The organism is Variovorax sp. LjRoot175, assembly GCF_964253805.1.
Lineage (GTDB): Bacteria > Pseudomonadota > Gammaproteobacteria > Burkholderiales > Burkholderiaceae_C > Variovorax.
Genome location: NZ_CAXURY020000002.1, coordinates 879,875 through 905,506, shown reverse-complemented (window position 1 = coordinate 905,506; position 25,632 = coordinate 879,875). Strand labels below are relative to the sequence as shown.

The 25,632-nt window shown below is 63.8% G+C and carries 34 protein-coding genes and 7 pseudogenes; 21 read left to right on the top strand and 20 right to left on the bottom strand.

Translation table 11 applies throughout. From position 1 onward, the window contains the following. Positions 1–24: 24 nt before the first annotated feature. The gene (locus ACSQ89_RS34520; protein ID WP_436295811.1) at positions 25–804 is read right to left on the bottom strand and encodes a hypothetical protein; all 780 of its coding nucleotides are present in this window, start codon (positions 802–804) and stop codon (positions 25–27) included. Continuing rightward, positions 801–1,571, bottom strand: a complete 771-nt coding sequence (locus ACSQ89_RS34515) for a YoaK family protein (protein ID WP_436295812.1) — start codon at positions 1,569–1,571, stop codon at positions 801–803. The genes ACSQ89_RS34520 and ACSQ89_RS34515 overlap by 4 nt, the downstream gene beginning before the upstream one ends. A 411-nt stretch (positions 1,572–1,982) precedes the next feature. Here ACSQ89_RS34515 and fabZ point away from each other — a divergent pair, with 411 nt between their 5' ends. Further along, complete coding sequence (fabZ, locus tag ACSQ89_RS34510; protein ID WP_436295834.1) at positions 1,983–2,420, top strand: 3-hydroxyacyl-ACP dehydratase FabZ; 438 nt, start codon at positions 1,983–1,985, stop codon at positions 2,418–2,420. A gap of 46 nt (positions 2,421–2,466) precedes the next feature. Continuing rightward, positions 2,467–2,793: a DUF167 domain-containing protein gene (locus ACSQ89_RS34505; RefSeq protein ID WP_436295813.1), complete on the top strand. Its 327-nt coding sequence runs from the start codon at positions 2,467–2,469 to the stop codon at positions 2,791–2,793. A gap of 358 nt (positions 2,794–3,151) precedes the next feature. Here ACSQ89_RS34505 and ACSQ89_RS34500 read toward each other — a convergent pair whose 3' ends face one another. Further along, entirely contained in the window at positions 3,152–3,289 is a 138-nt protein-coding gene (locus ACSQ89_RS34500) for a helix-turn-helix transcriptional regulator (protein ID WP_436295814.1), read from the bottom strand. Here ACSQ89_RS34500 and ACSQ89_RS34495 point away from each other — a divergent pair. Both ACSQ89_RS34495 and ACSQ89_RS34490 read left to right on the top strand, forming a co-directional pair. Next, complete coding sequence (locus tag ACSQ89_RS34495) at positions 3,288–3,581, top strand: hypothetical protein (protein WP_436295815.1); 294 nt, start codon at positions 3,288–3,290, stop codon at positions 3,579–3,581. The two genes, ACSQ89_RS34500 and ACSQ89_RS34495, sit on opposite strands and share 2 nt — an antisense overlap. Positions 3,582–3,650: 69 nt before the next feature. Next, positions 3,651–3,956, top strand: a complete 306-nt coding sequence (locus tag ACSQ89_RS34490) for a hypothetical protein (protein WP_436295816.1) — start codon at positions 3,651–3,653, stop codon at positions 3,954–3,956. An 11-nt stretch (positions 3,957–3,967) separates the two neighbouring features. Here the strand turns inward: ACSQ89_RS34490 and ACSQ89_RS34485 are convergent, their stop codons facing one another. After that, the gene (locus ACSQ89_RS34485; RefSeq protein ID WP_436295817.1) at positions 3,968–4,258 is read right to left on the bottom strand and encodes a DNA cytosine methyltransferase; all 291 of its coding nucleotides are present in this window, start codon (positions 4,256–4,258) and stop codon (positions 3,968–3,970) included. A gap of 378 nt (positions 4,259–4,636) precedes the next feature. Between ACSQ89_RS34485 and ACSQ89_RS34480 the strand changes: the two genes are divergently transcribed. Continuing rightward, entirely contained in the window at positions 4,637–4,897 is a 261-nt protein-coding gene (locus ACSQ89_RS34480) for a hypothetical protein (RefSeq protein ID WP_436295818.1), read from the top strand. A 52-nt stretch (positions 4,898–4,949) separates the two neighbouring features. On the opposite strand, the gene ACSQ89_RS34475 is transcribed toward ACSQ89_RS34480, so the two are convergent. From ACSQ89_RS34475 to ACSQ89_RS34450, 6 genes are all read right to left on the bottom strand, one after another. Beyond that, entirely contained in the window at positions 4,950–5,105 is a 156-nt protein-coding gene (locus ACSQ89_RS34475) for a hypothetical protein (RefSeq protein ID WP_436295819.1), read from the bottom strand. A 373-nt stretch (positions 5,106–5,478) separates the two neighbouring features. Beyond that, on the bottom strand, positions 5,479–5,778 hold the full coding sequence (locus ACSQ89_RS34470) for a hypothetical protein (RefSeq protein ID WP_436295820.1): 300 nt from the start codon (positions 5,776–5,778) through the stop codon (positions 5,479–5,481). A 42-nt stretch (positions 5,779–5,820) separates the two neighbouring features. Further along, the gene (locus ACSQ89_RS34465) at positions 5,821–5,994 is read right to left on the bottom strand and encodes a hypothetical protein (protein WP_436295821.1); all 174 of its coding nucleotides are present in this window, start codon (positions 5,992–5,994) and stop codon (positions 5,821–5,823) included. Positions 5,995–6,061: 67 nt separating this feature from the next. Further along, positions 6,062–6,298: a hypothetical protein gene (locus ACSQ89_RS34460; protein WP_436295822.1), complete on the bottom strand. Its 237-nt coding sequence runs from the start codon at positions 6,296–6,298 to the stop codon at positions 6,062–6,064. A 116-nt stretch (positions 6,299–6,414) separates the two neighbouring features. Continuing rightward, the gene (locus tag ACSQ89_RS34455) at positions 6,415–6,633 is read right to left on the bottom strand and encodes a hypothetical protein (protein ID WP_436296917.1); all 219 of its coding nucleotides are present in this window, start codon (positions 6,631–6,633) and stop codon (positions 6,415–6,417) included. Then, positions 6,585–6,890 (bottom strand): hypothetical protein, encoded by a 306-nt coding sequence (locus ACSQ89_RS34450; protein ID WP_436296916.1) that lies wholly within the window; start codon positions 6,888–6,890, stop codon positions 6,585–6,587. Before ACSQ89_RS34450 ends, ACSQ89_RS34455 begins: the two co-directional genes overlap by 49 nt. A gap of 469 nt (positions 6,891–7,359) precedes the next feature. On the opposite strand from ACSQ89_RS34450, the gene ACSQ89_RS34445 reads away from it, so the two are divergent. The 3 genes and pseudogenes from ACSQ89_RS34445 (at position 7,360) to ACSQ89_RS34435 (ending at position 9,076) form a co-directional block, all read left to right on the top strand. Beyond that, a complete protein-coding gene (locus ACSQ89_RS34445) occupies positions 7,360–8,013 on the top strand; it encodes a dienelactone hydrolase family protein (RefSeq protein WP_436297271.1) in 654 nt (217 codons plus the stop codon). A gap of 9 nt (positions 8,014–8,022) precedes the next feature. After that, positions 8,023–8,412 (top strand): DUF427 domain-containing protein, encoded by a 390-nt coding sequence (locus ACSQ89_RS34440; RefSeq protein ID WP_436295824.1) that lies wholly within the window; start codon positions 8,023–8,025, stop codon positions 8,410–8,412. Positions 8,413–8,642: 230 nt separating this feature from the next. Further along, a pseudogene (locus ACSQ89_RS34435) lies at positions 8,643–9,076 on the top strand (hypothetical protein). Between the two features lie 86 nt (positions 9,077–9,162). Here ACSQ89_RS34435 and ACSQ89_RS34430 read toward each other — a convergent pair. After that, a pseudogene (locus ACSQ89_RS34430) lies at positions 9,163–9,873 on the bottom strand (IS6 family transposase). Positions 9,874–10,244: 371 nt separating this feature from the next. Here ACSQ89_RS34430 and ACSQ89_RS34425 point away from each other — a divergent pair. Continuing rightward, the gene (locus tag ACSQ89_RS34425; protein WP_436295825.1) at positions 10,245–11,546 is read left to right on the top strand and encodes a transglutaminase family protein; all 1,302 of its coding nucleotides are present in this window, start codon (positions 10,245–10,247) and stop codon (positions 11,544–11,546) included. A gap of 183 nt (positions 11,547–11,729) precedes the next feature. Here ACSQ89_RS34425 and ACSQ89_RS34420 read toward each other — a convergent pair whose 3' ends face one another. From ACSQ89_RS34420 to ACSQ89_RS34410, 3 genes are all read right to left on the bottom strand, one after another. Next, the gene (locus tag ACSQ89_RS34420) at positions 11,730–11,984 is read right to left on the bottom strand and encodes a hypothetical protein (RefSeq protein ID WP_436295826.1); all 255 of its coding nucleotides are present in this window, start codon (positions 11,982–11,984) and stop codon (positions 11,730–11,732) included. Between the two features lie 559 nt (positions 11,985–12,543). After that, positions 12,544–14,577 carry an elongation factor G gene (gene fusA / locus ACSQ89_RS34415; RefSeq protein WP_436296915.1) on the bottom strand — a complete coding sequence of 678 codons (2,034 nt, stop codon included), beginning with the start codon at positions 14,575–14,577 and terminating at the stop codon, positions 12,544–12,546. Between the two features lie 320 nt (positions 14,578–14,897). After that, entirely contained in the window at positions 14,898–15,221 is a 324-nt protein-coding gene (locus ACSQ89_RS34410) for a hypothetical protein (RefSeq protein WP_436295828.1), read from the bottom strand. A gap of 268 nt (positions 15,222–15,489) precedes the next feature. Between ACSQ89_RS34410 and ACSQ89_RS34405 the strand changes: the two are divergent. Further along, positions 15,490–15,709: pseudogene (locus tag ACSQ89_RS34405) on the top strand (alpha/beta hydrolase); the annotation flags it as partial. A gap of 133 nt (positions 15,710–15,842) precedes the next feature. Then, positions 15,843–16,430: a TIGR01841 family phasin gene (phaP, locus tag ACSQ89_RS34400; protein ID WP_436295829.1), complete on the top strand. Its 588-nt coding sequence runs from the start codon at positions 15,843–15,845 to the stop codon at positions 16,428–16,430. Between the two features lie 71 nt (positions 16,431–16,501). Here the strand turns inward: phaP and ACSQ89_RS34395 are convergent, their stop codons facing one another. Beyond that, positions 16,502–16,636 (bottom strand): hypothetical protein, encoded by a 135-nt coding sequence (locus tag ACSQ89_RS34395; RefSeq protein WP_436297270.1) that lies wholly within the window; start codon positions 16,634–16,636, stop codon positions 16,502–16,504. Positions 16,637–16,703: 67 nt separating this feature from the next. Here ACSQ89_RS34395 and ACSQ89_RS34390 point away from each other — a divergent pair. Further along, positions 16,704–16,815, top strand: a pseudogene (locus ACSQ89_RS34390) (IS110 family transposase); the annotation flags it as partial. Positions 16,816–17,080: 265 nt separating this feature from the next. Here the strand turns inward: ACSQ89_RS34390 and kdpF are convergent. After that, the gene (gene kdpF / locus ACSQ89_RS34385; RefSeq protein WP_436295830.1) at positions 17,081–17,179 is read right to left on the bottom strand and encodes a K(+)-transporting ATPase subunit F; all 99 of its coding nucleotides are present in this window, start codon (positions 17,177–17,179) and stop codon (positions 17,081–17,083) included. A 277-nt stretch (positions 17,180–17,456) separates the two neighbouring features. Between kdpF and ACSQ89_RS34380 the strand changes: the two genes are divergently transcribed. Then, complete coding sequence (locus tag ACSQ89_RS34380) at positions 17,457–17,861, top strand: VOC family protein (protein WP_436295831.1); 405 nt, start codon at positions 17,457–17,459, stop codon at positions 17,859–17,861. On the opposite strand, the gene ACSQ89_RS34375 is transcribed toward ACSQ89_RS34380, so the two are convergent. Together ACSQ89_RS34375 and ACSQ89_RS34370 are read right to left on the bottom strand one after the other, a co-directional pair. Next, a complete protein-coding gene (locus ACSQ89_RS34375; RefSeq protein ID WP_436295832.1) occupies positions 17,801–18,733 on the bottom strand; it encodes an extracellular catalytic domain type 1 short-chain-length polyhydroxyalkanoate depolymerase in 933 nt (310 codons plus the stop codon). The two genes, ACSQ89_RS34380 and ACSQ89_RS34375, sit on opposite strands and share 61 nt — an antisense overlap. Next, positions 18,733–18,873: a hypothetical protein gene (locus ACSQ89_RS34370; RefSeq protein WP_436295833.1), complete on the bottom strand. Its 141-nt coding sequence runs from the start codon at positions 18,871–18,873 to the stop codon at positions 18,733–18,735. Before ACSQ89_RS34370 ends, ACSQ89_RS34375 begins: the two co-directional genes overlap by 1 nt. 328 nt (positions 18,874–19,201) lie before the next feature. On the opposite strand from ACSQ89_RS34370, the gene ACSQ89_RS34365 reads away from it, so the two are divergent. Further along, entirely contained in the window at positions 19,202–19,642 is a 441-nt protein-coding gene (locus ACSQ89_RS34365) for a hypothetical protein (protein ID WP_436296914.1), read from the top strand. Between the two features lie 282 nt (positions 19,643–19,924). Next, positions 19,925–20,179: a hypothetical protein gene (locus ACSQ89_RS34360; RefSeq protein WP_436295861.1), complete on the top strand. Its 255-nt coding sequence runs from the start codon at positions 19,925–19,927 to the stop codon at positions 20,177–20,179. Here ACSQ89_RS34360 and ACSQ89_RS34355 read toward each other — a convergent pair. After that, positions 20,124–20,476, bottom strand: a pseudogene (locus ACSQ89_RS34355) (transposase); the annotation flags it as partial. The gene ACSQ89_RS34360 and the pseudogene ACSQ89_RS34355 sit on opposite strands and share 56 nt — an antisense overlap. 181 nt (positions 20,477–20,657) lie before the next feature. Here ACSQ89_RS34355 and ACSQ89_RS34350 point away from each other — a divergent pair. The 4 genes and pseudogenes from ACSQ89_RS34350 (at position 20,658) to ACSQ89_RS34335 (ending at position 24,093) form a co-directional block, all read left to right on the top strand. After that, on the top strand, positions 20,658–21,860 hold the full coding sequence (locus tag ACSQ89_RS34350) for an MFS transporter (RefSeq protein ID WP_436295849.1): 1,203 nt from the start codon (positions 20,658–20,660) through the stop codon (positions 21,858–21,860). A 72-nt stretch (positions 21,861–21,932) separates the two neighbouring features. Next, the gene (locus ACSQ89_RS34345) at positions 21,933–22,085 is read left to right on the top strand and encodes a hypothetical protein (protein ID WP_436296912.1); all 153 of its coding nucleotides are present in this window, start codon (positions 21,933–21,935) and stop codon (positions 22,083–22,085) included. 82 nt (positions 22,086–22,167) lie between these two features. Continuing rightward, positions 22,168–22,287: pseudogene (locus tag ACSQ89_RS34340) on the top strand (EamA/RhaT family transporter); the annotation flags it as partial. A 789-nt stretch (positions 22,288–23,076) separates the two neighbouring features. After that, the gene (locus ACSQ89_RS34335; RefSeq protein ID WP_093103309.1) at positions 23,077–24,093 is read left to right on the top strand and encodes a hypothetical protein; all 1,017 of its coding nucleotides are present in this window, start codon (positions 23,077–23,079) and stop codon (positions 24,091–24,093) included. A 269-nt stretch (positions 24,094–24,362) separates the two neighbouring features. Here ACSQ89_RS34335 and ACSQ89_RS34330 read toward each other — a convergent pair. Further along, positions 24,363–24,719: pseudogene (locus ACSQ89_RS34330) on the bottom strand (transposase); the annotation flags it as partial. A 103-nt stretch (positions 24,720–24,822) separates the two neighbouring features. Between ACSQ89_RS34330 and tnpA the strand changes: the two are divergent. Continuing rightward, positions 24,823–25,233 (top strand): IS66-like element accessory protein TnpA, encoded by a 411-nt coding sequence (tnpA, locus tag ACSQ89_RS34325; protein WP_436295678.1) that lies wholly within the window; start codon positions 24,823–24,825, stop codon positions 25,231–25,233. Next, on the top strand, positions 25,230–25,577 hold the full coding sequence (tnpB, locus tag ACSQ89_RS34320) for an IS66 family insertion sequence element accessory protein TnpB (protein ID WP_436295679.1): 348 nt from the start codon (positions 25,230–25,232) through the stop codon (positions 25,575–25,577). Before tnpA ends, tnpB begins: the two co-directional genes overlap by 4 nt. Positions 25,578–25,632: the final 55 nt, after the last annotated feature.

The window sequence follows — 25,632 nt, the reverse complement described above, 5'->3', positions numbered from 1 at the left end:
GAGGTCTGCGGGGCAGCTTCATGGCTACAGTGGCGTAGCCCACACCAGCCGAACCAACCCGTTGGCGATGTGCGGAAGTCGCATCCCCGTCGCGAGCACGTTGGTTGTCAGCCGAAGAGGTAGCGCGCCCTTCAACTGAGCGAATACAAAGAACGAGACTTCCGAGTCCGAGCGCAGGCGAAAAAGCCGATCGCTCTCTGCAAGCAACTGCGGGACCACGCGACTCGGACGCGTATCGCGATCAAAGTAGAGGTGTACGAGCCGGTCGTCAGGGAGGAGAAGTCGCGCGCATTCGCTCGAACCCTCCTCGGATATCAGCTCCAATGGAAGGCCCTTGAGAACGGCATGCTCCTTGACGAGGTGCTCCAAGGTCAGGTTCACAACGGTCCGAAGCATCTCGACATCCAGCAACTGCGCTTGGTTCTCTCCTTCCAGCAGGCTGGCGAGATCCCCGCCACGATCCGGTCCTTCGTACCGAATGCAGCTCAACCCCAGGCCCGGTTCTGTCTGGCAGGCCTGTGCAACGTCCAGTAGCTCGCGCGCAGCGCTGCAAACTGACTGCAGCCAGGTGATAGCGGCAGCGAAGTGATCAAATTCGTATGTGGCTTCTGGAAACCGGTCAACGAAGAGCTTCGGGTCCAACACGTCATTGAGTCTTCGTGTGATCGGTGACGTCCAACGGACTTCGTTGCCCAGTTGCCAAACCGCACCGAAGGTGCGGCTTGCACCTCCCGATGGAGGCTGGTAACGCAGCAGCTTGATGTGTCGGCTGACGGTGCGGTTCGTTCCCGCAGCGGCTTTCACGAAACATCCCCCGTAGATCTGTCACCCATCGACCTCAAGTCTTGCCGCACCGGCGGTGCAGCCAACGTCACCAGCACGGCGGCAAAGAGCACCGCCGCAGCAGAGCCCACAACCGAGAAGGCGATGGCGCCGACAACGCCTCCGCCCACAAACAACCCGAGGATCGTCGTATAGAGAGCCACCTTCTCGGAGTCGGCCTTCACCATGCGTTGGCCATCGACTCCCCGAGGATCGTCACCGTGGATCCATCGACCCAGTCCAACGCCCAGGTCCGTGATAACGCCAGTCATGTGTGTCGTCCTGATCTCGGTCTTCGAGATCTTGCTGACGATCGCGTTCTGCCGCCCCATGATGAAACAAAGGAGCAAAACGGTGGACGGAACGAACCATTCGCCAAGCAGCTCGAGATTGGCGCCCAACAAACCAAACAGCAGCAGCAAGACCGCCTCGAGCACAAGGGGGTGCGCGAACTCGCCCTGTAACCGTCGGCGACGCGCACGAGTGACCAGCGCCGCGGTGGTTGCCACTCCGCAAATAAATGAAATGAGTAACGCGACTCCGGCAAGCGCCCAGGCGACGTGCCCGGAGATCAGGTCGCCCGCGATGGCGGACACGATCCCGGTCGTGTTCGACGTATAGCGCTGCACCGCCAGAAGCCCACCGGCGTTGATCGCGCCGGCAATGAACGCGAGCGCGCCTCCCAGCTGTCGGTTTGTTCGTTGGGTCCGAACCAACTGGATAAGTGCTTGAAGAATGTTGGCTCGCATGGACGGTGGGGGGCGTCGCGAGCTCATCGGGCTTCACGGCGGAAGCGCGAATATAGTTTTCATTGTGTATCATTGCAATTATCATTTGATTAACATATATTGCGAGCGCATCAGCGCGACAGGTACGCCCGTCGAAACACCGCATCTGCGACGCTTTCGCCTGAGGCTCAATGAAAGTGCTCGAATGGCCTGTTCGGCGCCTCGGCGTCACACTCCTCGCAGCCGAGCGCCAGCTATTCGGCAGTCCTCGAGGGAGCTGACGGAGTTTTTTCTGCGGATTTCGGTCTGCGTGGCAGGGTGAAGGGCCGGGATCTGGCCAAGAGGAGCCGGGCGACACGACCCCGGCCTCAAGGTGCTGTTCGTTACCGGCTATGCCGAGAAAACCGCGATGGGCAAGGGGTTTGTGTGAAGTTGGGCATCTACGAAATTCTGAATAGGCTTCCCCACCGCTATCCGTTCCTTTTGGTGGACCGCGTCGTGAAGCTCGAGACGGGCACGCGGATCGAGGCGCTGAAGAATGTCACGATCAACGAAGCGATATTCCAGGGGCACTTTCCTCACCGTCCCGTGATGCCCGGCGTGCTGCTGCTGGAAGCGCTGGCGCAGGCCGCTGCATTGCTCGCATTCGAGACTTTCGGTGAAACACCTGACGACACGAAGATGTACTACTTCGGTGGAATCGATGCGGCGCGATTCAAGAGGCCGGTCGAACCTGGGGATCAGTTGATGATGGACGTGCGGCTGGTGCGCAGGAAGGCGGGGGTCTTCAAGTTCAAGGGGAGCGGCTTTGTAGACGGTCACCTCGCCGTTGAGGCCGAGTTGCTGTGCACGCGTGTTGTCATCGCGTGATGCTTCGATGCCGTGCGTGCCGCCTGACCCGGTGCGTGGCCACCAATTGAAGAAGAACTCGTTCTACAGGTGGGAGGGGGACATCCTGGTCCTCAACATTCTCGGGACACCCGGCGCAGCAAAAGACGCCATCGGCAAGGTCAAGGGCAATCAGTTGAAAGTCAGCGTCACCGAGGCGCCGCGCGTGGGCCGTGCAACGGACCACATGGTGCGTTTCCTGGCCAGCGAGTTTGGCGTATCGCGCTCCGCTATCGAGGTTGTGTTCGGGCGCAAGAACGTCAACAAGCAACTGCGAATCAAGGCTCCCTCGAGGTTGCCTGCATGCATCGAGCCGCCTGCCATGGTCTCGCCAGGTTCGGTTCGACCCAAATAGGACGGTCCCGTCGATAGAGCGCGGCTTGCCAATCGGCATGGAGTATCAATGAGCGGCCGGCCGACCCCTGTCTGGCACCGGGGCTGCGACCCGTGGTGGGGCCGCCCGTCCAGATGACATAGGCTCCTGTCGACGGACGCACAAACCCGGAGCCTGCAAGGCACGCGTTGCATTGCCGACGAGGTACCAGCCCGGCGCCGGGGATTGCCCAGTTGCTTGCGCGCTCGACTATGGTCACCGGCACCCGCTGCTCGCGCAGGGCGATCGCAAGTGCCAGGCCGGCGAGACCGCCCCGACGATCAGCAGCTTCAATTCGTCTTCACCGTGGTCGAGCCGAATGACTTGCTGCCGACGCCGATCAGGCGACTCGCCGGCCGGACAAGATTCGCGGCTTCGGAAACTCGTTCTCGCGCACGAGCTTCTCGATCGTCGATTCGGACAGGGCAACGAACTCAGCCACAGCGGTCCGGTCAAGATACAGCGACCGCGCGCTCATGGTTTCTTCGCCTCCATCTGTGGCGATTGGGGGAAGCGGCGTGGTTTGTCAGGCCGTCGCGCGCGGGGTCGAAGAGTGGCTGATCCACCGCCGGCGTCGAGCCGCTTCCGGATGCTTCCGCCTTCGCAGCATAGGCGGCTTCGCGTCGTCGACGCGTAAAGTGACACGCGTCGGGAGCGCACCAGGGCCTGATCCGACGGTCGCTGAGATCGACGAAGTTGAGAACCTGGAGCGCATGGCCGCCAAGCTGGCCATGGAAATGGACAACTTCGTGAGCAATCGGATGGGCTGACGTCCCGCAAGCCTTCACCGCGCGTAGCTGCGGCCGGCATACTCCAGGCATCAAACGATGGAGATGGACATGTCGCACTACGCAATCACGCAGGTTCATTTCGGAGGTGACACCCTGGAGCACGTCATGCTTCATGCGGTCGACATGAACGCCCCGGGGGAATTCGAACTGAGCGAGGGCGTAGACACCGCCGCTTCCGACGTTGCAAACCTTTGGCACGGGGGCAACCGAATATGGACGGCTGTTGCCAACGGGCGCGGTGGTTACCTCGTAGGCGATGAGGTTCGATGCAAGGACGGATCTGACGACCTGGCCTCTGTGCACATCGTGGGCAGGGCAGCAAGCTCTTCCTTGGACGAGTTGCCTCACTACTGAAGCAGGATGATTCACGCGGCCCACCGCAGCGGCTGATCCCACAGATCGCTGTAGTTGGCGGCCGTCACGGCGCGCTGCAGCCCGGGCGGCACGGCGTTGCTGATCATTGCCACCTGCTGGGTCTTGGTGAACATTCGGCCGTCGTGGCCGCGGTCGATCACGTACTGACGTGGGAAACCCGTGGCGTTGGCCAACTCGCGCGGCACCAGCATGCGCAGGCAGATGTCGACCACCACCCACGGCTCGCCGCGGACCCAGACGGTGACCAGCGCCAGCCGGTCGTTCGTCGTGACGGTGTGCAACGGCTCGTGCAGGTTACCCCATGGCCGCCCTCGCCGTAGTAGCGGATCAGGAACGCGGCGCAGCGTAGCGCGCCGGCTTCAGCTTCGGGCGCCATGTGGTACTCGACCAGCCCATGGTGCTGGCCACCGGCGCCGACCGTGCGCAGCGACTCGTCCAGTGGCCGCGCGTCGCAGTTGCCGCGCGGGTGCGCGAGGTGGGGCGGTGACCCTCGCCTCTGTTCGTGACCTCCATCGTGATGATGAACCCAACGTATTCGAACTGATCGTGGGGAGGGCAAGGAGGCGAACCGGTCATGTTCGTGCAAACCGTCGACGGCGCCCGGCAGCGGCCGCTGCGTGAGCGTCCAGCCAACCCCCACCTTGCCGAGATGCCAGGGCATGAATAACCCCAATAACCTGAATAACCTCGCGCGCGCAGCGCAGGGCGCGCGTGGGCATAATCCTCGCGGAATTGTGGAAGAGGGAGCGATGGTTGATTGGGCTGAGAAATTTGCCGCTGAGATGCTGCGTCTTACGGAAGGGCATGCGGCGTACAACGACATGCTGGACTGGGGTTTGGGCCTGTGGCCTGCACAGAACGAGCGCGACCCTGCGGAGGTCGCAAGGGGCGAGTTTCGCAACGCAGTCGATGATGACTAAGTAGTCCGTTTCGGAAAGCGCTGCACTGCAGCCCTTCATCTGCGAGCGCAGGTCACATCGGGCTTCTGGACGTTACGTAGCCGCCCGCCTCGTCCCGCATGACAGCGACGGTGACGCCTTGTTTCTTGCACCATGCCTCGATCACCCAGAGCACCGATCCGGCCGCGGAGTGGGTCGATCCGCCTTGTTCGATGAACTCCTTGATCACATTGCGCGCGGTGCTATGAGATACCCCCCTGGGGCGGGTGCCCGGCCGCGGCGCTATGGGCTCCACCCTCGCTCGCCCGTAGCCATCGAACGGGGCGAAGTCCAAGCAGGGATCGTTTGAATTGGCAGGCGTGGGCATGGTCAAGTACGGTCCGTCCGCGTCGCCGGCGCGGTCCTCGCGTTCTGCTCACGCTCGATGGCGAAGCAGGCGCCAAGGACCCGCCGAGAGGATCATTGGCTGAGACACGCGATCGCGTGGATCCACGCCAGAAGCTGCAGCGTGATTCTGTGCATCATTTAGCGATCGCCCTGTGGTTGAGGATTTGGTTTGGGATGAAGCGACACCGCAAAGCGGCTCCCTTCGGCCGGCTGCTTTAGATCGTCCTTGCATCAAAACCAGCACGCACCCGACAGCCTGTACTGGTGCTCCTGCTGCTGGGGTGCGACTTGGGAGGCGCGAAGTACCGCAGGGCCTTGTATCCGAGAGGCGTCACCTGAAAGACGGTGGCGGGCCTTTGACTTCCGCGCTGATCGGGATCGTGCCACTGCTTGGGAATATCGGACAGGACGTGTCCGGCGGCCGCAAGAATGCGCAGTTTGTCGACGTGTGCCGAGTTGCTCAACTTGATTGGGAGCTCAGCGTTGGCGAGTTCCTCCAGCAATTTCATCGGCATGGCTGCGCTCCTCAAGATGGTGGGCATCGAATTTTCGACAAATCATCTTGCCGCCAGATGATGGTTTTCCTTGTCGGACAGATCCTGCAATGCGAACCTGGCGTCAAGTTGACGCGGGTCATGGGGCCAGCGATATTGGTATTCAACGACCTCAGGCAACTGCGTCGGCATCGAGCTGAACGACTCGTCGCTCACGCCGGGCGACCAGTCGCGCATCGGTACCGTCACCTTCGAAACCTGGATCGCGCGGTCGAAGTGAAACCACCGGGCTCGCGGTCTCCCGCTAGAACTTCGCCACGATGGGCGGCCGCTCCTCGTCGCTTGTGCTCTCCTCGTCGACAGTCGCGATTCGCAGCCATGCCTTTTCGTGCTTGAGCGCGAGCTCACTGCCTCGATCCTGTGCCGCATCCTTGGGCGGCTGGCCTGCGCAGTCGATCAGGAACTGCGACTCGTCGAATGTCAGGCCGCGCAGGACCTCCTGACCGCTTGCGTTGATGGCAAGCGTGTTCTCCGCCGACATCTGCGCGCGCGATTGGCCATCAGATCCAATGCCTGGGCAGGATGTAGGAGGGCGGCACTATCGCGCGCCCAAGACCGGTCTGCGCACGCCGAAGCGCAGCCTCCGCGACCTTGGCGTCAAGTCGCGAGGCCTTCGCTACGCACCGTCCTATCCGTCGGCGCCGAAGAAGTGCAGCGGGGACGGCGAGAGCCCAGTCGCAGCGTGCCGCCGAGCCGGTTGTCGGTGCCGACGCTCAGGAGCACCAGTTCGCCCAGCGCGCAGCGCAGGTAGCAGAAGGCGCGGTCGCTCAGCTGCTCGACGGCGATCTCGCCCGGCCCGGCCTCGCCCAGGCGCACCTGCTCGGCGCGGAAGGCCCAGTGTGGCGACGGGCCCAGGCAGGCTGCGCGGCACGCGCAACGATCGATGCGGTCGAGGCCGATGCGGGCGGCACCACACTACGCCGTGGCAGCACCACGGTGAACAGGTTGATGCGCGGCGTGCCGATGAAACCCGCGACGAATAGGTTGGCCGGCGTCTGGTAGAGCGCGAGCGGCGAGTCCACCTGCTCGATGCGGCCCTTGCGCAGCACCACGATCTGGTCGGCCAGGGTCATCGCCTCGGTCTGATCGTGCGTGACGTAGACGGCGGTCGACTTGAGCGTGCGCTGCGTGCGCGCGGTCTCCAGCCGCAGCCGTACGCGAAGCTCGAGGTCGAGGATTCGACAGCGGTTCGTCGTAGAGGAACACCTGCGGATGCCGGATCATTGCGCCTCGCGACGCACTGGGCTAGCCCCCGAGAGCTGGCGCGGGTCGTCGATCAGGGCCTCACCCGAGAAATGCTCGGACGCAACCCAGCTCATGGGATTTCGCCTATGAGATCCACTTTGGAACCTTTGGACACTGCGGATAGATTTTGCAAGGCGGTCCAGCGCGTTCGCCGCGCCTACGCCAATGTGGGCATCACCCTACAGAACTCCAACAAGCAAGAAATAAGGTGATTCATGCAAGGGGATTCGTGAGCGTGCCACCATCAGTTGGTGCTTCGTCCCTTGGACGGCAATGATGGACGCCGCAATGAAATCGATCGAACAGCATGCGCTTCGGATCGCGGCGCGCGGGGTCAAGCTCGAAGCCGACTTGGCCCTGCCTGCTGCGGCGCGCGGGATTGTGCTGTTTGCGCATGGAAGCGGGAGCAGTCGCTTCAGCCCACGCAACCGCGAGATGGCCCAGCAGCTCAACGAGGCCCGCCTGGCGACTCTGCTCGTGGACCTGCTGACCGCCGACGAAGACGCGGTCGACGAACGCACGCGCCAACTGCGCTTCGACATCGGCTTGCTCGCCGACCGGCTCGTCGATCTGACCGACTGGCTGGGCGCCGACGAGCGAACCGCGCGTCTGAACATCGGCTACTTCGGCGCAAGCACCGGCGCGGCGGCCGCGCTGGCGGCAGCAGCGCAGCGGCCCGACACGGTCCATGCCGTGGTCTCCCGCGGCGGCCGGCCGGACTTGGCTAAGCAGGCGCTGGCTCGCGTACGCGCACCCACGCTGCTGATCGTCGGCGGCAACGACGGCGCGGTGATCGATCTGAATCGGCAAGCGCTCGAGCTGCTGCGCAGCCAGAAGCGACTGACGATCGTGCCCGGCGCCACCCACTTGTTCGAAGAGTCCGACGCGCTCGGAACCGTTTCGTCGCTGGCGCGCGACTGGTTCCTTCGCCATCTCGGCAATCAACTCTAGGAGTACCGCATGAGCAAATCACCAGGCCATCAAAAATGGCCCGATCACCAGGTCCGGGAAGAGCAACTGCAGCAATTGGTCGAGGTGGAAGTCGAAGGCGTCGTCATTGCCCATTCGACCGACGTCATCAAGGTCGATGAAGACAAGTACCCCGCCCGTTACTACTTCCCACGTTCGGATGTCAGGATGGAGAAGCTGGAGCGCTCGGAGAGCACCACGGAATGCCCGTTCAAGGGCACGGCGAACTACTTCGATCTGAACCTCGGTGAAAGGCGTTTGAAAGACGCCGTCTGGACCTACGAGGACCCGTACGACGAACACCGGCAGTTGAAGAACAGGCTGGCCTTCCGAGACGACAAGTTCCCCGAGATCCGTGTTCGACCTGCGGCAGAGAAATAGACAGCCACCCAGAGCCGAAACGCGGCGCGCGATCATCAAGCCGGTGGCCTGGAAGACTGCATCGCCTGCAGATCCGCCATGGTTGCGCTGGGTATCGGCATGCACCTGCGACCGTTCCACGGAGCGTCCTACCTTGGCGGGATCTGGTCGATTTCTACATTGCCGATGACGCCGAAGCTCAAGCAGGAAACACCGGGTCCTTTACACCCGTCGGCGCCAAGGAGGCCGCCATGAAAAAGCCGTTGTTGATGTTCGCCGTTGCAGCGTCGTGCCTGGTTGCCGGCCAGACCGGCGCGCAGATCACCCCGCCGCCGAAGGCTGCGGTCGATCCGGCCGACGCCGAATACATGGCGGCCCGCGACAAGATCGCGGCCGACCACAAGGCTGCCAAGGCGCTTTGCGACGCCATGAAGGACAACGCCAAGGACATCTGCATCGAGGAAGCCAAGGGCAAAGAAAAGATCGCCAAGGCCGAGCTCGACCAGCAGCGCAAGCCCAGCGACAGCAATGCGCGCAAGGTCGCCGAGGCCAAGGTGGAGGCCGCCTACAACGTCGCCAAGGAGAAATGCGATGCTCACAAGGGCGATGCCAAGGCCGCTTGTGTGAAGCAGGCCAAGGCCGAAGAGGCTAAGGAAAGGCCGAGATCAAAGCCGCGAAGAAATGAGCGGCCGCTGCGGCCCCTCTCGGGTCACGCAAAAAGACAAAGGGTTAGCACGCTTTGACACAGGCGGCCAAGCAGCGTTGCGCCGGTCAGGCCGAAAGCACCCCGTTCCAGAAGGCAGACGCGGCATGGCCTTTGAGGTGCAACCGACGAAGGTTGAACTGTCCCTTGCGGATGCGATGCGGCAACTCGACGCCGGCGATCGTCACCGCCGCGCGGTCGAAGACCTTGAAGCCGAGCATGGGTTTGATGCGTGACCTCACGCTCGATGGTCCGATGGTCCTGCTCGATCATGTGATTGATGAATTTCGACGATCGCACCCGCGTGTCTGTCCAGCGCGGGTCCTGCGCGGACAGTTCCCGCACCGCGCGATGCGAGGTAGCCATCCAGCGTGATGCTCACCGGAGGTCGGCCTTGAGTCTGCAGCGCCTTGCGAAAGAATGCCTTGGCCGCCTTCACATCGCGGTTGGTGCTCAAGCGAAAGTCGACTGTCTGGCCTTCTCGATCGACGGCACGATAGAGAGATGTCCCACTTGCCGCGGATCTTCACGTAGGTCTCGTCGACGCGCCATGAGCGACCGGCCTTGCGGGCGAAACGGTTCCAGCGCTTGTCGAACTCGGGCACGAATCGCTGGACCCATCACAGGATGGTCGTGTGGGCCAAGGCCAGGCCGCGCTCAGCCATCATCTCCACCAAGTCACGCAGGCTCAGCTTGAAGCGCAGGTACCAGCGAACGCACAGGACGATGATCTCGCGCTCGAAGTGTCGCCCTTTGAACAGTTCGTGCATGCTCTGCATCCTCTGTGCCATCGATCCGCCTTCAGTTCAAAGCCACAAGCCTACACAAGCCTACCGGAGGCGCGATTTGCACCAGCGCCACTTTTGCTTTGTTCTACGCCACTGAAGCTTCGAGAGGACGAGGACGCGGCCTCGTCCGACAGACGAGGCGCCCGAAGCGCATCAAATGTTTCATCGGGCTCCCCAAGTGCGCCTCTTGCAGGCAATGCAGCCTCTCGTAGGCAATCGCAGCACCGGAGGGAACCCAGGCCCGGCGAGACGTCTCGCCGGGCCTCTTTGTTTCGGCTATCGCGATCGGTAGTCCAAGGTGTGCGACGCGCGAGCAGCTCCATTTCCGTGCCGTACTTTGCCTCAAACCTCGCCTTGTGCGGGTGTCGGCTGACGACGCCCTTCTCCTGCCCCGACTGGTGGTGCCCGGGATCGCACAGTGGCAGCGTGAACAGGTGCCCGATGCGACGGCCGGCGCGGAGGAACCGCCGCCCGAACTGCTCTGGCACGGCCTGGCCCCGTTTCTCTGCGATGCCACCGGCAACAGCCATCGCGCCGAGATCAACATCGAAAAGCTGTGGAATCCCTTCCTGGCCGGGCGGGGCAAGCAGGGCCTGGTGGAGTTTCGTGCCCTGCGCATGCAGCACACGCCGGAGCGGGCCACCGCCTTGGCGTGCCTACTGCGCAGCGTCGTGGCAACGCTGGCGTGCGCGGATTACGCGCTGCCCCTCATCGATTGGGGCCGCGAACTGCACGAGCGCTTTGCCTTCCCCTTCTACCTGGAGCAGGATCTGGACGAAGTGTTGAGCGCCCTGGCCCCGGCCGGCCTGGGCCTGGACGAGGCGATCCGCTCGGTGCTGCTGCGCGAGGCTTTCCGCCGCTGGGGGGATGTGGCCCTACCGGGCTGCGCGCTGGAGATCAGGCGCGCGCTGGAATTCTGGCCCCTGCTGGGCGATGCCGCCAGGCCCGAGCAGGGCGGCAGCTTCCGTCTGGTGGATGCCAGCACGGCGCGGGTGGAACTGCGGCTGCGGCCCGAGCCAGGAAGCGAATCTGACGGGCACGGCTGGCAGGTCATCACTGCGGGCGTTGCACTGCCCATGCGACACGAGCGGGACGGCCAGTGCGGGTTGCAGGTCTTCGGTTTGCGCTACCGCAGTTTCATCCCACCTGGGGTCTGCACCCGATCCTCGGTGTCCAGGCGCCGGTGCGTTTGGTGCTGTGCCATCCCGGCCACCCGGAGGACTATCTCGTCACCCTGCATGAATGGCATCCTGACGGCGTCGCCTATCCAGGGCAGCCGCTGGACCTCGCGGCGGCCAGCCAACGCCGGGCCGAGCGGGTTACCCTGGAAGTCGTGCCCCGTGATTCAACCTGCGCCCAACGGTCTGCGCCTGCTCATGGACTCAGCCCCTTCTGCCTGGATCTGCGCTGCTTGTGATGCGGAGGCAAAGAGCTGGAGGAGTGTTCGAAAAACGCTCCGCTGCGCGGTGATGATCCAACGAGGTCGGCAGGGTGTTTCACAGCTGAACAGGGGTCAGCGCGAGCATGCGTCATTGCGCGCTGCCTGCGCGCTCAACGGCCGCTTTCCGGCGTCCGATTCGGCCTTGTCGCCGTCCAGTTGGGGTCGCCTCGCGCCGGCTGGCTCGTCGATCTCTGTCGCCGAAAGCCGCCACCAGATTCGATAACGCCTGACGCGGTCGGTCCTTGCCGTCACGTTCGGTCAGAAAGAAACGTTCGCATGACGCCACGATGCAGGCGTTGGGCCTCGGGGGCCGACAAGCCCGGTTCGGACACCATCGACTCAGAACCTCCCGCCCCGGTTTGGAGCAACCCCCGGCGCGGATCCGTTTCGGCGCGTCGCCTGTTGATCAAGCCGCTGGCGCGATGGCCGACGGAATGAAGCGCCTGACGAAGGCGAGCGAGGTATCGGCGACCTCTCTCCAACCGCTGTCGATGGTCAGTGCGTGACCGCGGTTGGCCATCTCGACGATCTCAGTTGGCGCTGCGTTGCGCTGCTGCTGCTGCTGCCTGAACGACGCGTTCGCGATCGACCGTGGGACCGTGTTGTCCTTCTCGCCTGAAATGATCAGCAGCGGCCCCCGCTCGGGGTTCTCGACGTCCACCTCCGCTTCGGTCCACGGGTTCAGATTTGGCTGCCGCCGCCTGGAAGAGCGGCGCGCCGGACGCCGGCACCGCAAAGGTCTCGTAGAGTTCTTTGGCTTCCTGCTCGCTGACGGCGTTGGCGAAGCCGAATCTGAACTGATCGAACGCGATTTGCAGTAGTTGTCGGTTTTCAACTTACTTGGAATTTTTTGCAACGCCACTTTTCACGGGCAATGCGGCATTGAGTTGCTTGAACACCGGTGCGAGTCGATTCAGTGATGGCCCACCAGCGCCAGGCCGACCACAGGCGTAAGGTCGTAGTTGAGTTGCTTGACGATTAAGGGGCGCACTACAAGGTCTCCGAACACAGCGATTGCAACAGCCGGAAAAACGCACCGAACGCCTCAGGCGTTTACCCAACCACCTCGCATCGGCCTCACCCTCAGGGTGAACCACTTTCACTCTTGCGCTCACGGATTCAGGTCTAGCGCTCGAATGACGGCTATCGGGCGCGCGGCCCAGCGGAGCCACCCAAGAACGAGGCGCAGACCGATCGACCCGCGCCTGGCCTGTAGAGGCCTAGCTCCGGACGAGCGCGGCCACCTCGTTCGCAGGCGCCACCTCGTAGTGGTCGAACTGCATCGAGTACTGTGCACGGCCCGAAGACAGCGCACGCAAGCTACCGATGTAGCCGAACATCTCCTTCAGCGGCACATGGGCGTCGATGACGGCGGTATAGCCGCGCATGGTATTCCCATGAACCACCCCGCGCCGGCGATGAAGGTCGCCGATGCAGTCCCCGAGGTAGTCAAGCGGCGTGATGACCTCGACGGCCATCACGGGTTCGAGCAGCGTCGACTCGGCCTTCGCCGCCGCTTCTCGGAACGCGGCGGCCGCTGCGAGTTCGAACGCCAGCGTTGACGAGTCGCGTTCGTGATGGCTGCCGTCCACGAGCGTGGCCACGAAGTCCACGCACGGGAAGCCTGCCACCACACCCGCTTGCGCCGCGCGGCGAATGCCCTGCTCCACCGCAGGAATGAACTCCCGCGGGATGGCGCCGCCCACCAGCTGGCTTTCGAAGCGCACGCCTTCGCCTCGCGCTACGGGCGCGAGGCGCAGCTTCAGCTCTGCGAATTGACCGGGCCCGCCGGTCTGCTTCTTGTGAACATGATTCACCTCCACGCTGCGTGTGATCGTTTCGCGGTAGGCGACCTGCGGCCTGGCTACAGACACCTCGATGCCGTGCCTTGCGCGCAACTTCTCGACGGACACCTCGAGCTGCAGTTCGCCCATGCCTGAGAGAATCGTCTGCCCCGACTCGGCGTCGTGCCGAATCTGCAGGCTCGGGTCGTCGCGCAGCAGGGCCTGCAGTGCGTGGGGCAGCCCCTGCTGATCAGCTTGCGCTTTCGGCTCGATGGCCACGTGGATCACGGGTTCGGAAACGCTGATCTCCTCCAGATGAACTGGATGATTCCGCTCGCACAGTGTGTGACCGGTCAGCGTGTCCTTCAGCCCGACGATGCCCGCGATGTCGCCCGCCACGAGTTCGTCGCGTTCGATGTGATGGTCAGCTTGCACCTCGTACAGCCGCGCCGCACGTTCGTTCCTTCCGGTCGTCGCGTTGAACACCACGTTGCCGCGCCGCAAACGCCCGCGGTAGACGCGCACGAACACCATCGCCCCGTGGTCGTCGGTAACGACCTTGAACGCGAGCGCGGCGAACGGCCCCTGCGGATCAGCCGCCGGCTGCCCTTCCACGCCCGTCACTTCACTGGGTCGCGGCAAATAGTCCACAACGGCGTCGAGCAAGGGCTCCACGCCGCGGTTCTTGAAGGCCGCCCCGGCCAGCACCGGCACGAACGCGCCCGCCAGCACACCCTTTCGGATGCAGTCGCGTAGGGCGTCGACCGGGACCTCTTCGCCGCGCAGGTAGGCATTCAGCGACGCCTCCTCCTGTTCGACGACGGTCTCGACGAGCATCGCGCGATGACGCCTTGCTGCGTCAAGCAGTTCATCGGGCACCTCGATTTCTCGGAACGGCTCGCTTGCGTCGTCCTTGTCCCACACGAGCGCGCGCATCGTCAGCAGGTCCACCACGCCGCGGAAGTCACCTTCTGCGCCGATCTGCAACTGCACGGGCAGCGCCGTCACACCCAAGCGTTCTTCGATCATTGCGACCACGCGCAGGAAGTCCGCGCCCACGCGGTCGAGCTTGTTGACGAAGGCGATGCGCGGCACGCGGTACTTGTCCGCGAGCCGCCAGTTCGTTTCCGTCTGGGGCTCCACGCCGGCGACGCCGTCGAAGACGACAACCGCGCCATCAAGCACGCGCAGCGAACGGCTCACCTCGATGTTGAAGTCGATGTGGCCCGGCGTGTCGATCAAGTTGATCTGGACGCCCTTCCAGTGCACCGTGATGGCGGCGCTGTTGATGGTGATGCCGCGCTGGCGTTCCTGGGGATCGAAATCCATGCGGGTCGTGCCGTCATCCACGTCACCGATGCGATGGCTCTCACCCGTGTAGAACAGGATGCGCTCGGTGGTCGTTGTCTTGCCCGCGTCCACGTGGGCAATGACGCCGATGTTCCTGAGGTTTCTGTTGTTCGAGTTCATAGCGAATCTTTCTGTCGAGGCGCGTCCTGCGAGCTTCGTTGTCGCCTGGTTGGCAAAGGCCAGCCCCAGGCGCGATTCGCCTGAAGGCTAGCGTAAGAGATGCAGTCTGCGGCCGGAGCATGGGCGCACGTCGTCCACGCTCCGGCGGGCGGAAATCGTGGCGATCAACTTGTCGTAGGTGCGCATGTTGGAACCTCGAAAAACAAAAAACCCCGGAAGGTGCGACCTACCGGGGTTCTTGGCCGGAAGGCGCATAGCCTTCCGAAGCGATCGAAAGGCAATGTCAGGTGGCGAAAGTCGCCTTGATCACTTGGGTGGTCTTAAACATGATGTCCGAAATTGTCGTTGCTCGCGATCGTGGAAGCAAGATTGAGTCTTTTCCAACGAGGAGTGCGTCTGGAGCCTGTTGCAAGAATCCAATGAGGAATGAGCCTGAAGGGGGGCTGGAGCTGGCGGTTGGGCGGCTGAGGGGCAGCTCGCTGGCGCGCCGTGTCGATCATCGAACCGATGGTGATCGACATGAACGAGGCCCAGGTGCGCACCTTGAGCAGGTGCGGCAGGCCCTCGCACCATGCCGCCGTCCGCTGGGCGCAGCAGCGGACCGCCGGACCGCAGTTGAGGTGGTAAGCATTGAAGCGGCCCATTGAAGCGGCCTTTCATCACGGCCAGGAAGTGGCCCGGCAATTGGCGCAAGGCGAAGGTCACAGTATGTGGCCGACACACAAGCACTGATCGCGCCGATGCGAACGGCGGCGCGCTCGTTCGCCTATGCTCCGAACACGTCCTTGCAAGGGTAGACGTAGATGCGAAATACCAGATTTACCTTCCTTCTTGCGACGGTAAGTCTGGGACCAGGCGAGCAGGCGTCTGAGGAAACCGGCACGCGGGGGGTGGTATCAGATTTACTTTCCTCTACGCCACGAGAGCTTTGCGCTCGCCGGCCACGACCGCGCCGCGCGCGTCGCGCACCGGCTCGCGCTCGACTACCCGAGGCGGTGCAGAAGCTCGCGCTGATCGACATCGCGCCCACGCTGGACATGTACGGCGCGACCGACATGGCCTTCGCACCGCGTACTACCACTGGTTCCACCTGATCCAGCCTGCGCCGCTGCCCGAGCGCATGATCGCGGCGATGCGCGGTTCTACCAAGAGGTGAGGTCACGCCACGCGGGGCGAATGTTCTAAGCGCGATCCTCTAATGTGCTGCACCGCAGCAGATATCGCTTGTATCGGGGGAACCCCACACTAGACTTCATCATGTTGCAGTGCAGCAAACACCACCACCCACCCAACCCCAGAGAAAGCCCATCATGAAATCAGAGCAATTCGCCGCCGCCAGCAAGGCTTCCGTTGACACTCTCTTCGGCCTGACCGGCCAGGCCTTCCAAGGCGCGGAACAGCTTGCCAAACTCAACCTGCAGACGATCAAGACCTTGCTGGCCGAAAGCCAGGAGAGTGGTCAGAGTGCCCTGTCAGCGAAGAGCCTGCCAGAACTCATCGAACTGCAGACCGCCGCCCTGCAAGCCGCTCCCCAGAAGGCGCTGGCCTATGGCCGCCAGGTGCAGGAGATCTTCACCACCCTGACCGCCTCGCAGCGCGCCGCCTTCGAGAAGCAGATGGCCGACATGCAGGCCAGGTTCCTCGACACCGTCAACGGCGCCCTCAACAACGCCCCCGGCTCCGAGCAGATTCTGGCGCTGGCGAAGTCTGCGGTGGCTGCCGCGAACAACGCCTACGAAGGCGTGAACAAGGCATCGAAACAAGTCTCCGACGCCGTGGTTTCCAACGTCACCAAGGTCAGCGAGACCGTCGCGGACACCTCGAGCAAGGCACTCGCAAAGATCGAAGGCTGATCCTTCGGGCCTCGCGTTCCGGATGACTCGGGGCCCGACCGAAAGATTGGGCCCCTTTTTCTCGTCGGCGCTCAGCCGATCAGCTTCAAGCCCGGCGGCAAGGCCTCGCCGAACACGCCGCGTTCGCCGGCTTCGTCGAGCGGAACGACGTCGCGCACGCGGGCGATCCAGGCCAGCGGAGCCCGATGGGCCTCGAGCCGGGCGATGACGCGTTCGCGCGCCTCGAGCGATAGGTTGCGCGCGATCGCCGCTCATGCGGGCCAGATTCGCGGCAGCAAAGCTGGCAACAAGCGCGCGCGGACGTTGCTCGTGGAGCTGGCTGCGCTATCAGCCCGACAGCGATTTGAGCCAGTGGTTCAACCGCCGCTTCGGCCTCGGCGGCAAGTGTTGAGGTCAGCTAAAGGCGCTAGCCATGTCAGCAAATGCTGCGTAGGGAGCGGGCCGAGTTTGGCAACGCTGCCGAGCAGCCGTACCCGTTCTAGCCAACGCAACGTCACGACCAGACCCAACGTCTCGGCACACCATCCCGACGCTGCGTGCGACGGGGCTTGATTGCAATGCAAGCTGGAGTGCCCTTGTTCCTTGGTGCATGCACGGATCTGGCGGAGCGCTGGCCGCGGTCGCCCCGTTGGAGGCGGGAAGCGTCCATGTTAGAACTCCTCGGCGCAGATCAGCGCGAACACCAGGTAGGCGAACAGGATCACGGCGATGAGACCGCCGAACCTGTAAAGAACATCGAGGCCGATCACGGGCGCTCCCCCTTGGGTGCGTCGAGCCTGCTGCCGGAGCACGCTTCGGCCACGACCCACAGTGCCGCAAGCGCGGCAATCCACACGATGTCCATCGATTGAAGCAGCCCGCGAAAGAAAGCCGGTCAGGCAGTGCCCGACCGACCGACTGGAGGACGAATTCCGGTCGTCGCCTGTTTCTTCATCATCTCGTTGGCCATGCAACACCATAGGGAAGCGGCTAAGGTTGCTCGTGCGCTGTGCGCTGTGCGCCGTGCACGGAAATGTGAGGACGGCGATGCCCCCAACGCTACGCAATGAGAGCAGTGACCAGGCTCCTGCACCACCAGGGATTGATGCCATCAGCGCGGTGACTCTGGCGACCCACGACATGGGTCGGGCCGTGCGGTTCTATGAGGCTTTGGGCTTTCCGATCCGCCATGGCGGTGAATCGGCGTCATTTACCAGCCTGGCCGCCGGAACCGGCTATCTCAATCTCATTGCCCAAGGCTCCGATCGAGCTTGGACCTGGTGGGGTCGAGTGATCTTTTACGTCCGCGACGTGGACGCCGTTTACCGACGTGCCATCGCCCGCGGTCTGAAGCCCGACTTTGCGCCTCGCGATGCCGCGTGGCGCGAGCGCTACTTCCACATCACGGACCCGGACGGCCACGAGTTGAGCTTCGCGAGACCCCTGAAATGAAGCAAGGGCTCATGGCTTGCCAAGCGTCGGGAGTCTGAAGATGATCCATGGCGCGCGAGCCGTCGTCCAGCACGCCACGCCGCGCGCCGATCGCGCAGGCGCCTCCGAGGTGAACGGCCGGCCGCCGTCAGTGCGTCGGCCGGCGAGGGTGCTCGAAGAAGAAGAAGCGCAGCATTTCGGCGCTGGCGTCGGGCCCGCGGCCGTCGGTGTACGAGCCCTTCGCGCTGCCGCCCGACCAGGCGTGGGGCGCGCCATGCAGCAGCCAATGTTCGGCGACCACCCGACCATCGGCGGCGCGGTGCACGCGTCGCGTGCAGGCGCGACCACAACTGTCCTGCAGCTTCTGCAGTTCGACCGTCGTCGCGGTGCCAGCGCCTGGCGGCGATGACCTGCTCGCCGTTGCAAGGATGGACCGTGGCATCGGCGTCGCCGTGGAAGACGACCGTCGGCACGCCGCTGGGGACGCTTAGGACGTTGGTGCCGCCGCCCTTCATCGCCGCCAGCGCCGACGGCAGGTCCGATGCGACACCTGCCGCGAGCCCGGAGTGGGCGCCGACCGCGGCATGCAGGTCGGGGTAGGCGTCGCCGAGGATCGCGGCCATCGCGCCGCCGGCCGACAGTCCGGCGACGTGGACGCGTTCCGGGTCGATCGCGTGGCGCGCCATCACGTCGCGCGTCATGCCGGCCAGAAGTGCCGGCTCGCCGCGGCCGCGCCGCTGGTGGTTGTGCTTGAACCATTTCCAGCAGTGCTGTGGATTCGCTTGCTGTGACTGCGCGGGATACAGCACGAAGAAGCCCTGCGCCAGCGCCGCCTCGTTCATCGCGGTGCCCGCGGCGAAATCGTCGAGACCCTGGGTGCAGCCATGCAGCATCACGACCAGCGGCAGCGGCAGCGGCAGCGGATGCTCGCTGGCGCCAGGCGCGGGACGTAGAGCTTGTAGGCGCGGCGGCCCACGGCGTCGGCATAACTGCCGGCGATGAAGCGGCCGGAGGCGACATCCGGCGCGGGCATTTCGACGCCGGCTGGCGCGACGTCGGGCACCTCGCGCGCTTCGACCTCGATGACCTCGCGAGCGTCCTTTCGCTCCCATCCTTGTCCATGCGAACTATGAATTCCTGCAACCGTTCGGGCTGCAGGAAAGGACGGTCCGGCTCACGCGCCCAGTGCTCACTCATGGGCTTTCAACAACCTCCCATGGGCGTCTCGGGCTATGTGAGCCGGTCCGAAACCTGGGCTTGAAGATACAAGGCGTCTTCCGCGCGAATGTCTGCCGCGCAGTATGGTCCGTATGCGGCGCAGAGATGATCAGCGGGGTTTGGAGAGCAACGAGTGACCGCTAATGGAGCGATGGAGCAACTGCTCGGCATTCGCACGGATAGCTTGGCTGGCCACGGACTGGAGCGAGCACCCTAATTTCAAGCTTGACGATCGGTCGCGGGCGTTCAGAATGTTGCATTGCAGCATGAACACCCCGGCGTTGTATGGCAGCCTTCTTCTCGCCCTCGAGGATCTCTCGGCGGAGGTGCTGCATGCGCGCCGCGGCCTCGATCTGCCGCGTCTTGCGGCGCTGTGCTATTGTGAGATCCGTCCATGGGCTCGTTGCGCGGACGAGCGGCGCCTGGCCGAGCTGTCGTGGGCCTTGTGCACGCAGCGCTTGCCGCTGGACAAGGCTGCGTTCCTGAACCAGATCGATCTGTTGATCGAGGAACTCGAACAGATCTGCGAACGCGCGGGCATCCAGGATGTCGCCGGTGCGCTGCGACTCGTGCGAATGCGGTGAGGACGAGGGACGACCGCTGAGCAAGCTGCGCCGGCGTGTCCGGGGCGTCGTGAACGCGTGGGAGCGCCTTGGCGGCGCATCCAGGGTTCGGGGCTTGGCGCATTGCCGAGATAGGTCGACGGCCAAATTGGGACTCAAAGCGCCTGTCCGCCTGAACAATGATCCACAGAAAAAGCCAATTCTCGGCATGGGCTGTACCTGCGCATTGACGCAGCCGAGTACGAGACCATTCTGTCTGCCCGGGGCGTCCCGTGCTCCCGCTACCTGCGCGTCGAGGAGGCCATGCGCGATCTGCAGTTCGCACAGCGCGAAAACTCTGCGCCTGTCAGCAACGGCTCGTACGAGTACCTCACCACGCGCCTGCCCTTCAGCTTCGACGGCATCCGTCCGCAGCCGGGCCCAAGGGTCGCCGCGCTCGACCATGCGCGCGCCATCGTCTGCCGTCGAGATTCACACAGCAATCATCTTGAAAACCTTGAAGTCAAGCCGAGCCGAAGTCGTTGCGCCAAGGCGGCTTGGTGCGGGCGATGGCATTGAGCGTGATGAGCAGCTTGCGCATACAGGCCACGAGGGCGCCCATCTTGGGCTTGCCTGCGGCCAAGAGTCGGGAGTAGCAGTCCTTGATGGCCGGATTAAAGCACGTGGCGCCCAGGGCTGCGACGTAGAGCACGCGGCGCGCACTGGCGTGACCATCGAAGATATGGCGCTGGCCCCTGAAGGTGCCGAAGTCGCGTTCAGCGGTGCCGGGCCCACCAGGCTGGTGATCTGTTTGCGCGTGAGCAGACCGAGCTCGGGCAGTTCGTCGATCAGTGTGCTGGCGGCGGTCGAGCCCACGAACTACGCCAATGAGGTTTTCGAGCGAGAGCAGAACACGAAGACCGCACCGACGACACGGCCCGCAGCTGCGAAGAAAGCGTCCGCAAAGCGGCCTGCCAAACGGGCCGCCAAGCCGTGAGTGATCCAACCCACATCACGCCTGCATGGCTTTCGACAGCAATGCTGCGCCGGAACCCCTATGACCACGAAAAGCAGTAGCGCCACCCTGCGTCAAATTCCCGCCGGCATATGGGTGCTCGGCTTTGTCAGCATGCTGGCGGACATCTCTTCGGAAATGATCCACAGCCTGCTGCCGCTGTTCATGGTCTCGACCTTGGGCGCCAGCGCTTTGGCGGTCGGCCTGATCGAAGGGCTGGCCGAGTCCACGGCGCTGATCGTCAAGGTTTTCTCGGGCACGCTCAGCGACTATCTCGGCAAGCGAAAAGGGCTTGCCGTGTTTGGCTACGCCTTGGGCGCACTGTCCAAACCGCTGTTCGCGCTGGCCCCTACCGTCGGCATGGTGCTGACGGCCCGGCTGCTGGATCGGGTCGGCAAAGGGGTGCGCGGTGCACCCCGTGATGCGTTGGTCGCCGACATTGCGCCGCCGCACTTGCGCGGCGCCGCCTTCGGCCTGCGCCAGTCGATCGACACGGTGGGAGCCTTCCTCGGCCCGCTGCTGGCCGTGGGCTTGATGCTGCTCTGGGCCAACGATTTCCGGGCCGTGTTCTGGGTGGCGGTGGTCCCGGGCTTGATGGCGGTCACGCTGCTCCTGTTCGGCCTGCGGGAGCCGTCACATCCTCAGGTTGAGAAGCGGACCAATCCGATCCGTCGTGAAAACTTGAAGCGCCTTGGCCGGTCGTATTGGTGGGTGGTGGCTATCGGTGCGGTGTTCACCCTGGCGCGTTTCAGCGAGGCATTCCTGGTGCTGCGAGCACAGCAAGGCGGCATCGCGGTCGCCCTGGTGCCGCTCGTGATGGTGGCGATGAACCTGATCTACGCGCTGTCGGCCTATCCATTTGGCAAGCTCTCCGACCGTATGAGCCACACCAAACTGCTGGCGCTCGGCCTGATCGTGCTGATTGCGGCCGATGTCGTGCTCGTCAGCGATGACCATTGGTGGGTCGTGTTGGCGGGCGTCGCCCTGTGGGGTGTGCACATGGGCATCACGCAAGGCTTGCTGGCCACCATGGTGGCTGATACTGCGCCTGCAGACTTGCGCGGCACTGCCTACGGGTTCTTCAACCTGGTGAGCGGAGCGGCGATGCTGGTCGCCAGCGTAGTCGCCGGGCTGTTGTGGGACCGCCTCGGCGCGCCGGTCACGTTCTATGCCGGCGCGGCCTTCTGCCTGCTCGCGCTGGTGGGGTTGGCGTGGCAACACATCGCGCGGGCGGCCATGGCCTGAGGTGCGATTTTTGCTGGCTGGCGGATCGGTGCAGAACAGCCTACATTGAACCCGGAAGCAAGGAGCCACACCATGCAGACTTCGCAGCGATTCCGGCATCGGGGGCCTCGCCAAAGGCCGCGGGGCGCCATGCGTGGCATGGCCGTGTTGCTGGCGGTGGCCGGCGTTGTGGCCTTGGGCTGGGTGGCAGTACAGCTCTATGTGTTGGCGGTAACGGCCGATTGAGTTCGTTGTCCTCCCTCGGCGATGCTCGAGCGGACGGTCACTTGTGCAGAATCTGCTTCTTGATCCCAGAGAGGCCGAAGATGTGAGCCCTACTCACCTACCTGCGTTGCGCGGCGGCCTTCTGGCGTTGCTGGCGGCCATCCTGTTCGGCGTCAGCACGCCATTGCTCCAACGGGCGGGCACCGGTCTGGCCGTTCCAACGCCGTAGGTGAACCAACCCTTTTCGCGCGCGTCGTAGTTCCAGAAAGAAAACCGGCCGCCACCAAGCTCGGTCGTGTAGTTCGGGTAGATCAGTCGGGCGCCCTTGGCATCGTTCGCGGTCAGTCCCTGCAGCCAGGCGCCACCCGGCTGGATGGTGAAGTACACGGGCACCTCAAAGCCTGGGAGCGGGACCGGGGGTCGGTCCACGGGAACCGGCGTGATGTTGAGCTCGGTGACGACTTTGCCTCGGCTGTCACGAATGACCGTGCCGGGCGGGATGCGCAATTCCAGCCCTGGGATCGCAGGCGTCTTGACAACGGTCTCCACCACCGTCGGCGATGCAATCTTGACCGTTCCGCGCGGATCGAGTTTGGTGAGCCAGATGTCCATCGGGCAGGAGCGTCGTCTCCCCCGCCTTCAGGTCGACGAGCATGAAGTACTCACCGTAGTTGGCGTTGCCCGGCCCCGGATGTCTGCCGTCAATGGCGAGAGTCTGAAGGCCACTCGGCAGGCTGGAGAGCAGGAAACGGCCTACCATCCGCTCGTGCGATCGGGTCATTCAGTTGCATCCCTCCACCCGCTTGTCGGAGCGACACGACGCGGACGTGACGGCCATGGCGCCCCGCGAGAGGCGCTCGAACGAAGCGACCTCCGGCGACGTGGTGCCGGCAGCGCACTGAGCGGGGGATCGCACGATCGATCCTCGCCAGCCATCCGTGAAAGCGGGCATCACAAGGAAGAACCAAGCGAATCAGTAAATGGACAACCCGAAGTCGTCGATGGAGGCCGAATGACGGCCGCTTCGCCCAGGGCGCCGGTGGCAGGCCGCCGCGAACTCGTTTTGGTGATGCTTCGCGGCGGCCTCGTGCCGCTGCTTTTGGTCGACCTCGTGTTCTGTACCCTCCACGTCGCTCGCTGGCTGGAGGTCCTGGAAAGCGACCTGCTGCTGCTCAACGTCGATCGTGGCGCTGCGGAGTGGTGGCAATACCTGAAGGCGAGCGCTGTTGCCGTTGCGCTGGCGATCATGTCCGCGCGTTCCCGCCAGCCTGTCTACGCCGCGTGGGCGCTGGTGTTCGCGTACGCGCTACTCGACGACTCCTTGATGATTCATGAACGCGGCGGCTTCAGGCTTGCCCATTTCCTCGGCTTCGTAGGTGCCATCGGGCTGCGCGGGCAGGACTTCGGCGAACTAATGGTTTCGGCGTTTTTCGGCGTGCCGTTGATTGCGCTGTGCTGGTGGGCGCATCGCCGCAGCAAACCGCTTGCGCAATCGCATTCCCTTCAGTTGCTGTGGATGTTCGCCGTGCTGTTGTTCTTCGGTGTCGTTGTCGACATGGGTCATGTCGCGCTGGTTTCCGCTGGCATCGGATTTCGCGGCATGAACGTGATCGAAGACGGAGGAGAGCTGTTTGCAATGAGCCTCGCCACCGCGTACGGCATCGGGCTGCTGCGCCAGTGGGGTAGCTCAATGGCAGAGCGGCAAGGTCGCACAACCAGTACCGCCACTGCCAAGGGCTCAACCTCAGCGTCTACCAGGGTTATGAACTACGATCCATTTGACGGCCGCAGCCGCCGACTGTTGGACCCGATTGATCCGCCACCTGACACCCATCCAGTGGCGGTGACTCCTGCAGTTGCACGGCAAATCATTGACTCGTTTGTCAAGAGGGGCGGATCCGCTCACTCGGCCGCTGGAGCCACAGTGTGGGTTGTCCTTGCCTGGTGCAAGAAGCAAGGCGTCGCGTATCAATTGATACGGCATTCGACGGGTGAACTCAGCGGCTTCTACATCGAAAAGCTGCGATAGCGTCGTCTCCAGTGGCACTCTCAGCAATGAACAACAAGACCCGCGGCTCGATCGAGATGACCGCCGCCATGGTGATCTCGGGAACCATCGGATGGTTCGTCGTGCGCTCGGGTCAGCCGATCATCGACCTTCTTCTCTAGCGCTGCGCCTTTGGCGCGGCAACACTGCTGATCGTCTGCGCGGCCATGGGGATGCTGCGCGGCAAGCTCTCGTTTCGCCTCTTCTGCTGGGCAGCGCTGGGGGGTGCAGCCATCGTCCTCAACTGGCTGCTAGTGTCGTGAGTTAGAAGTTCGCAAGCAAAACCGTTCGACGCTTGCGAGGATGTCATCAGCTGTCTTGGACCATACGAACGGCTTCGGGTCGTCGTTGTTGATCTTGATGTAGTGCCTGATGGCCTGCTCGAGCTGACGAGTTGAGCGATGAGTCCCGCGGCGGATGCACTTCTGCGTCAGGGTGGCGAACCAGCGCTCGACCTGGTTGAGCCAAGACGCGGAGGTCGGCGTGAAATGCACGTGAAAGCAAGGATGCCGGGCGAGCCAGTTCTTGATGGCAGGTGTCTTGTGGGTGCCGTAGTTGTCCGTCACGAGGTGGACGTCGAGCACTACCGGCACGTTGGCCGTAATAGTCCGGCCAGCACCGTTCTTGTTGGAGCTGGCGAGATCTCGGAGCATGTGACCTGAACAGTGCGTGCCCGGAGATGGTGTGCACCAACAGGAGATCGTGCACACCATGAAGAGTCAAGCAGAGGGCGTCGAACCGTCACGTCGCCATCACGAGCGCGCATTCAAGGCGCGGCTGATCGAGTTGAGCATGCAGCCCGGCGCGTCGGTGTCGGCCATCGCGATGGCCAACGGCATCAACGCCAACCTGTTGTTCAAGTGGCGGCGCGATCGCCAACGCGAATTGACGTTGCTTCATACGACGCCTGCCGTACTGCTGCCCGTGCGCCTGGCATCGGTCGGCGAAGATTCGGGTGTCAACGCGATTTCGCCGCTTGCCACCATCGCACCGGCGCCGGCCAAGCCCGCGCGGACCGGCGTCATCGAACTGGAGATCGCAGGTGCGCAGTTGCGCCTGCACGGCGCCGTCGACGAAGCGAGCCTGTGCAGCGTGTTGCGCGCGCTGCGCCAATCGTCATGATCGGTCCGCGCGCGGGTACCCGGATCTGGCTGGCCGCCGGTGTCACCGACATGCGCTGTGGCATGGACACGCTCGCCGTCAAAGTGCAGACCGCGCTCACTGAAGATCCGTACGGCGGTCACGTCTTCGTCTTCCGCGGCCGCCGCGGGGATCTGGTCAAGCTGCTGTGGAGCGATGGGGACGGCATGTACCTGCTGTCCCGGCGCCTGGAGCGTGGCCGCTTCATCTGGCCGAACGCCGAGTCCGGCTCGATCGCGCTCAGTGCCGCGCAACTGTCCATGCTGCTCGAAGGCATCGACTGGCGCCGCCCCGAGCGCACCTGGCAACCGCGTGCCGCGGCGTAGACCCAAGCCGACGGGTTGACAGGACATCTCCCGTGGGGAGTGCCGGGCGCATCCG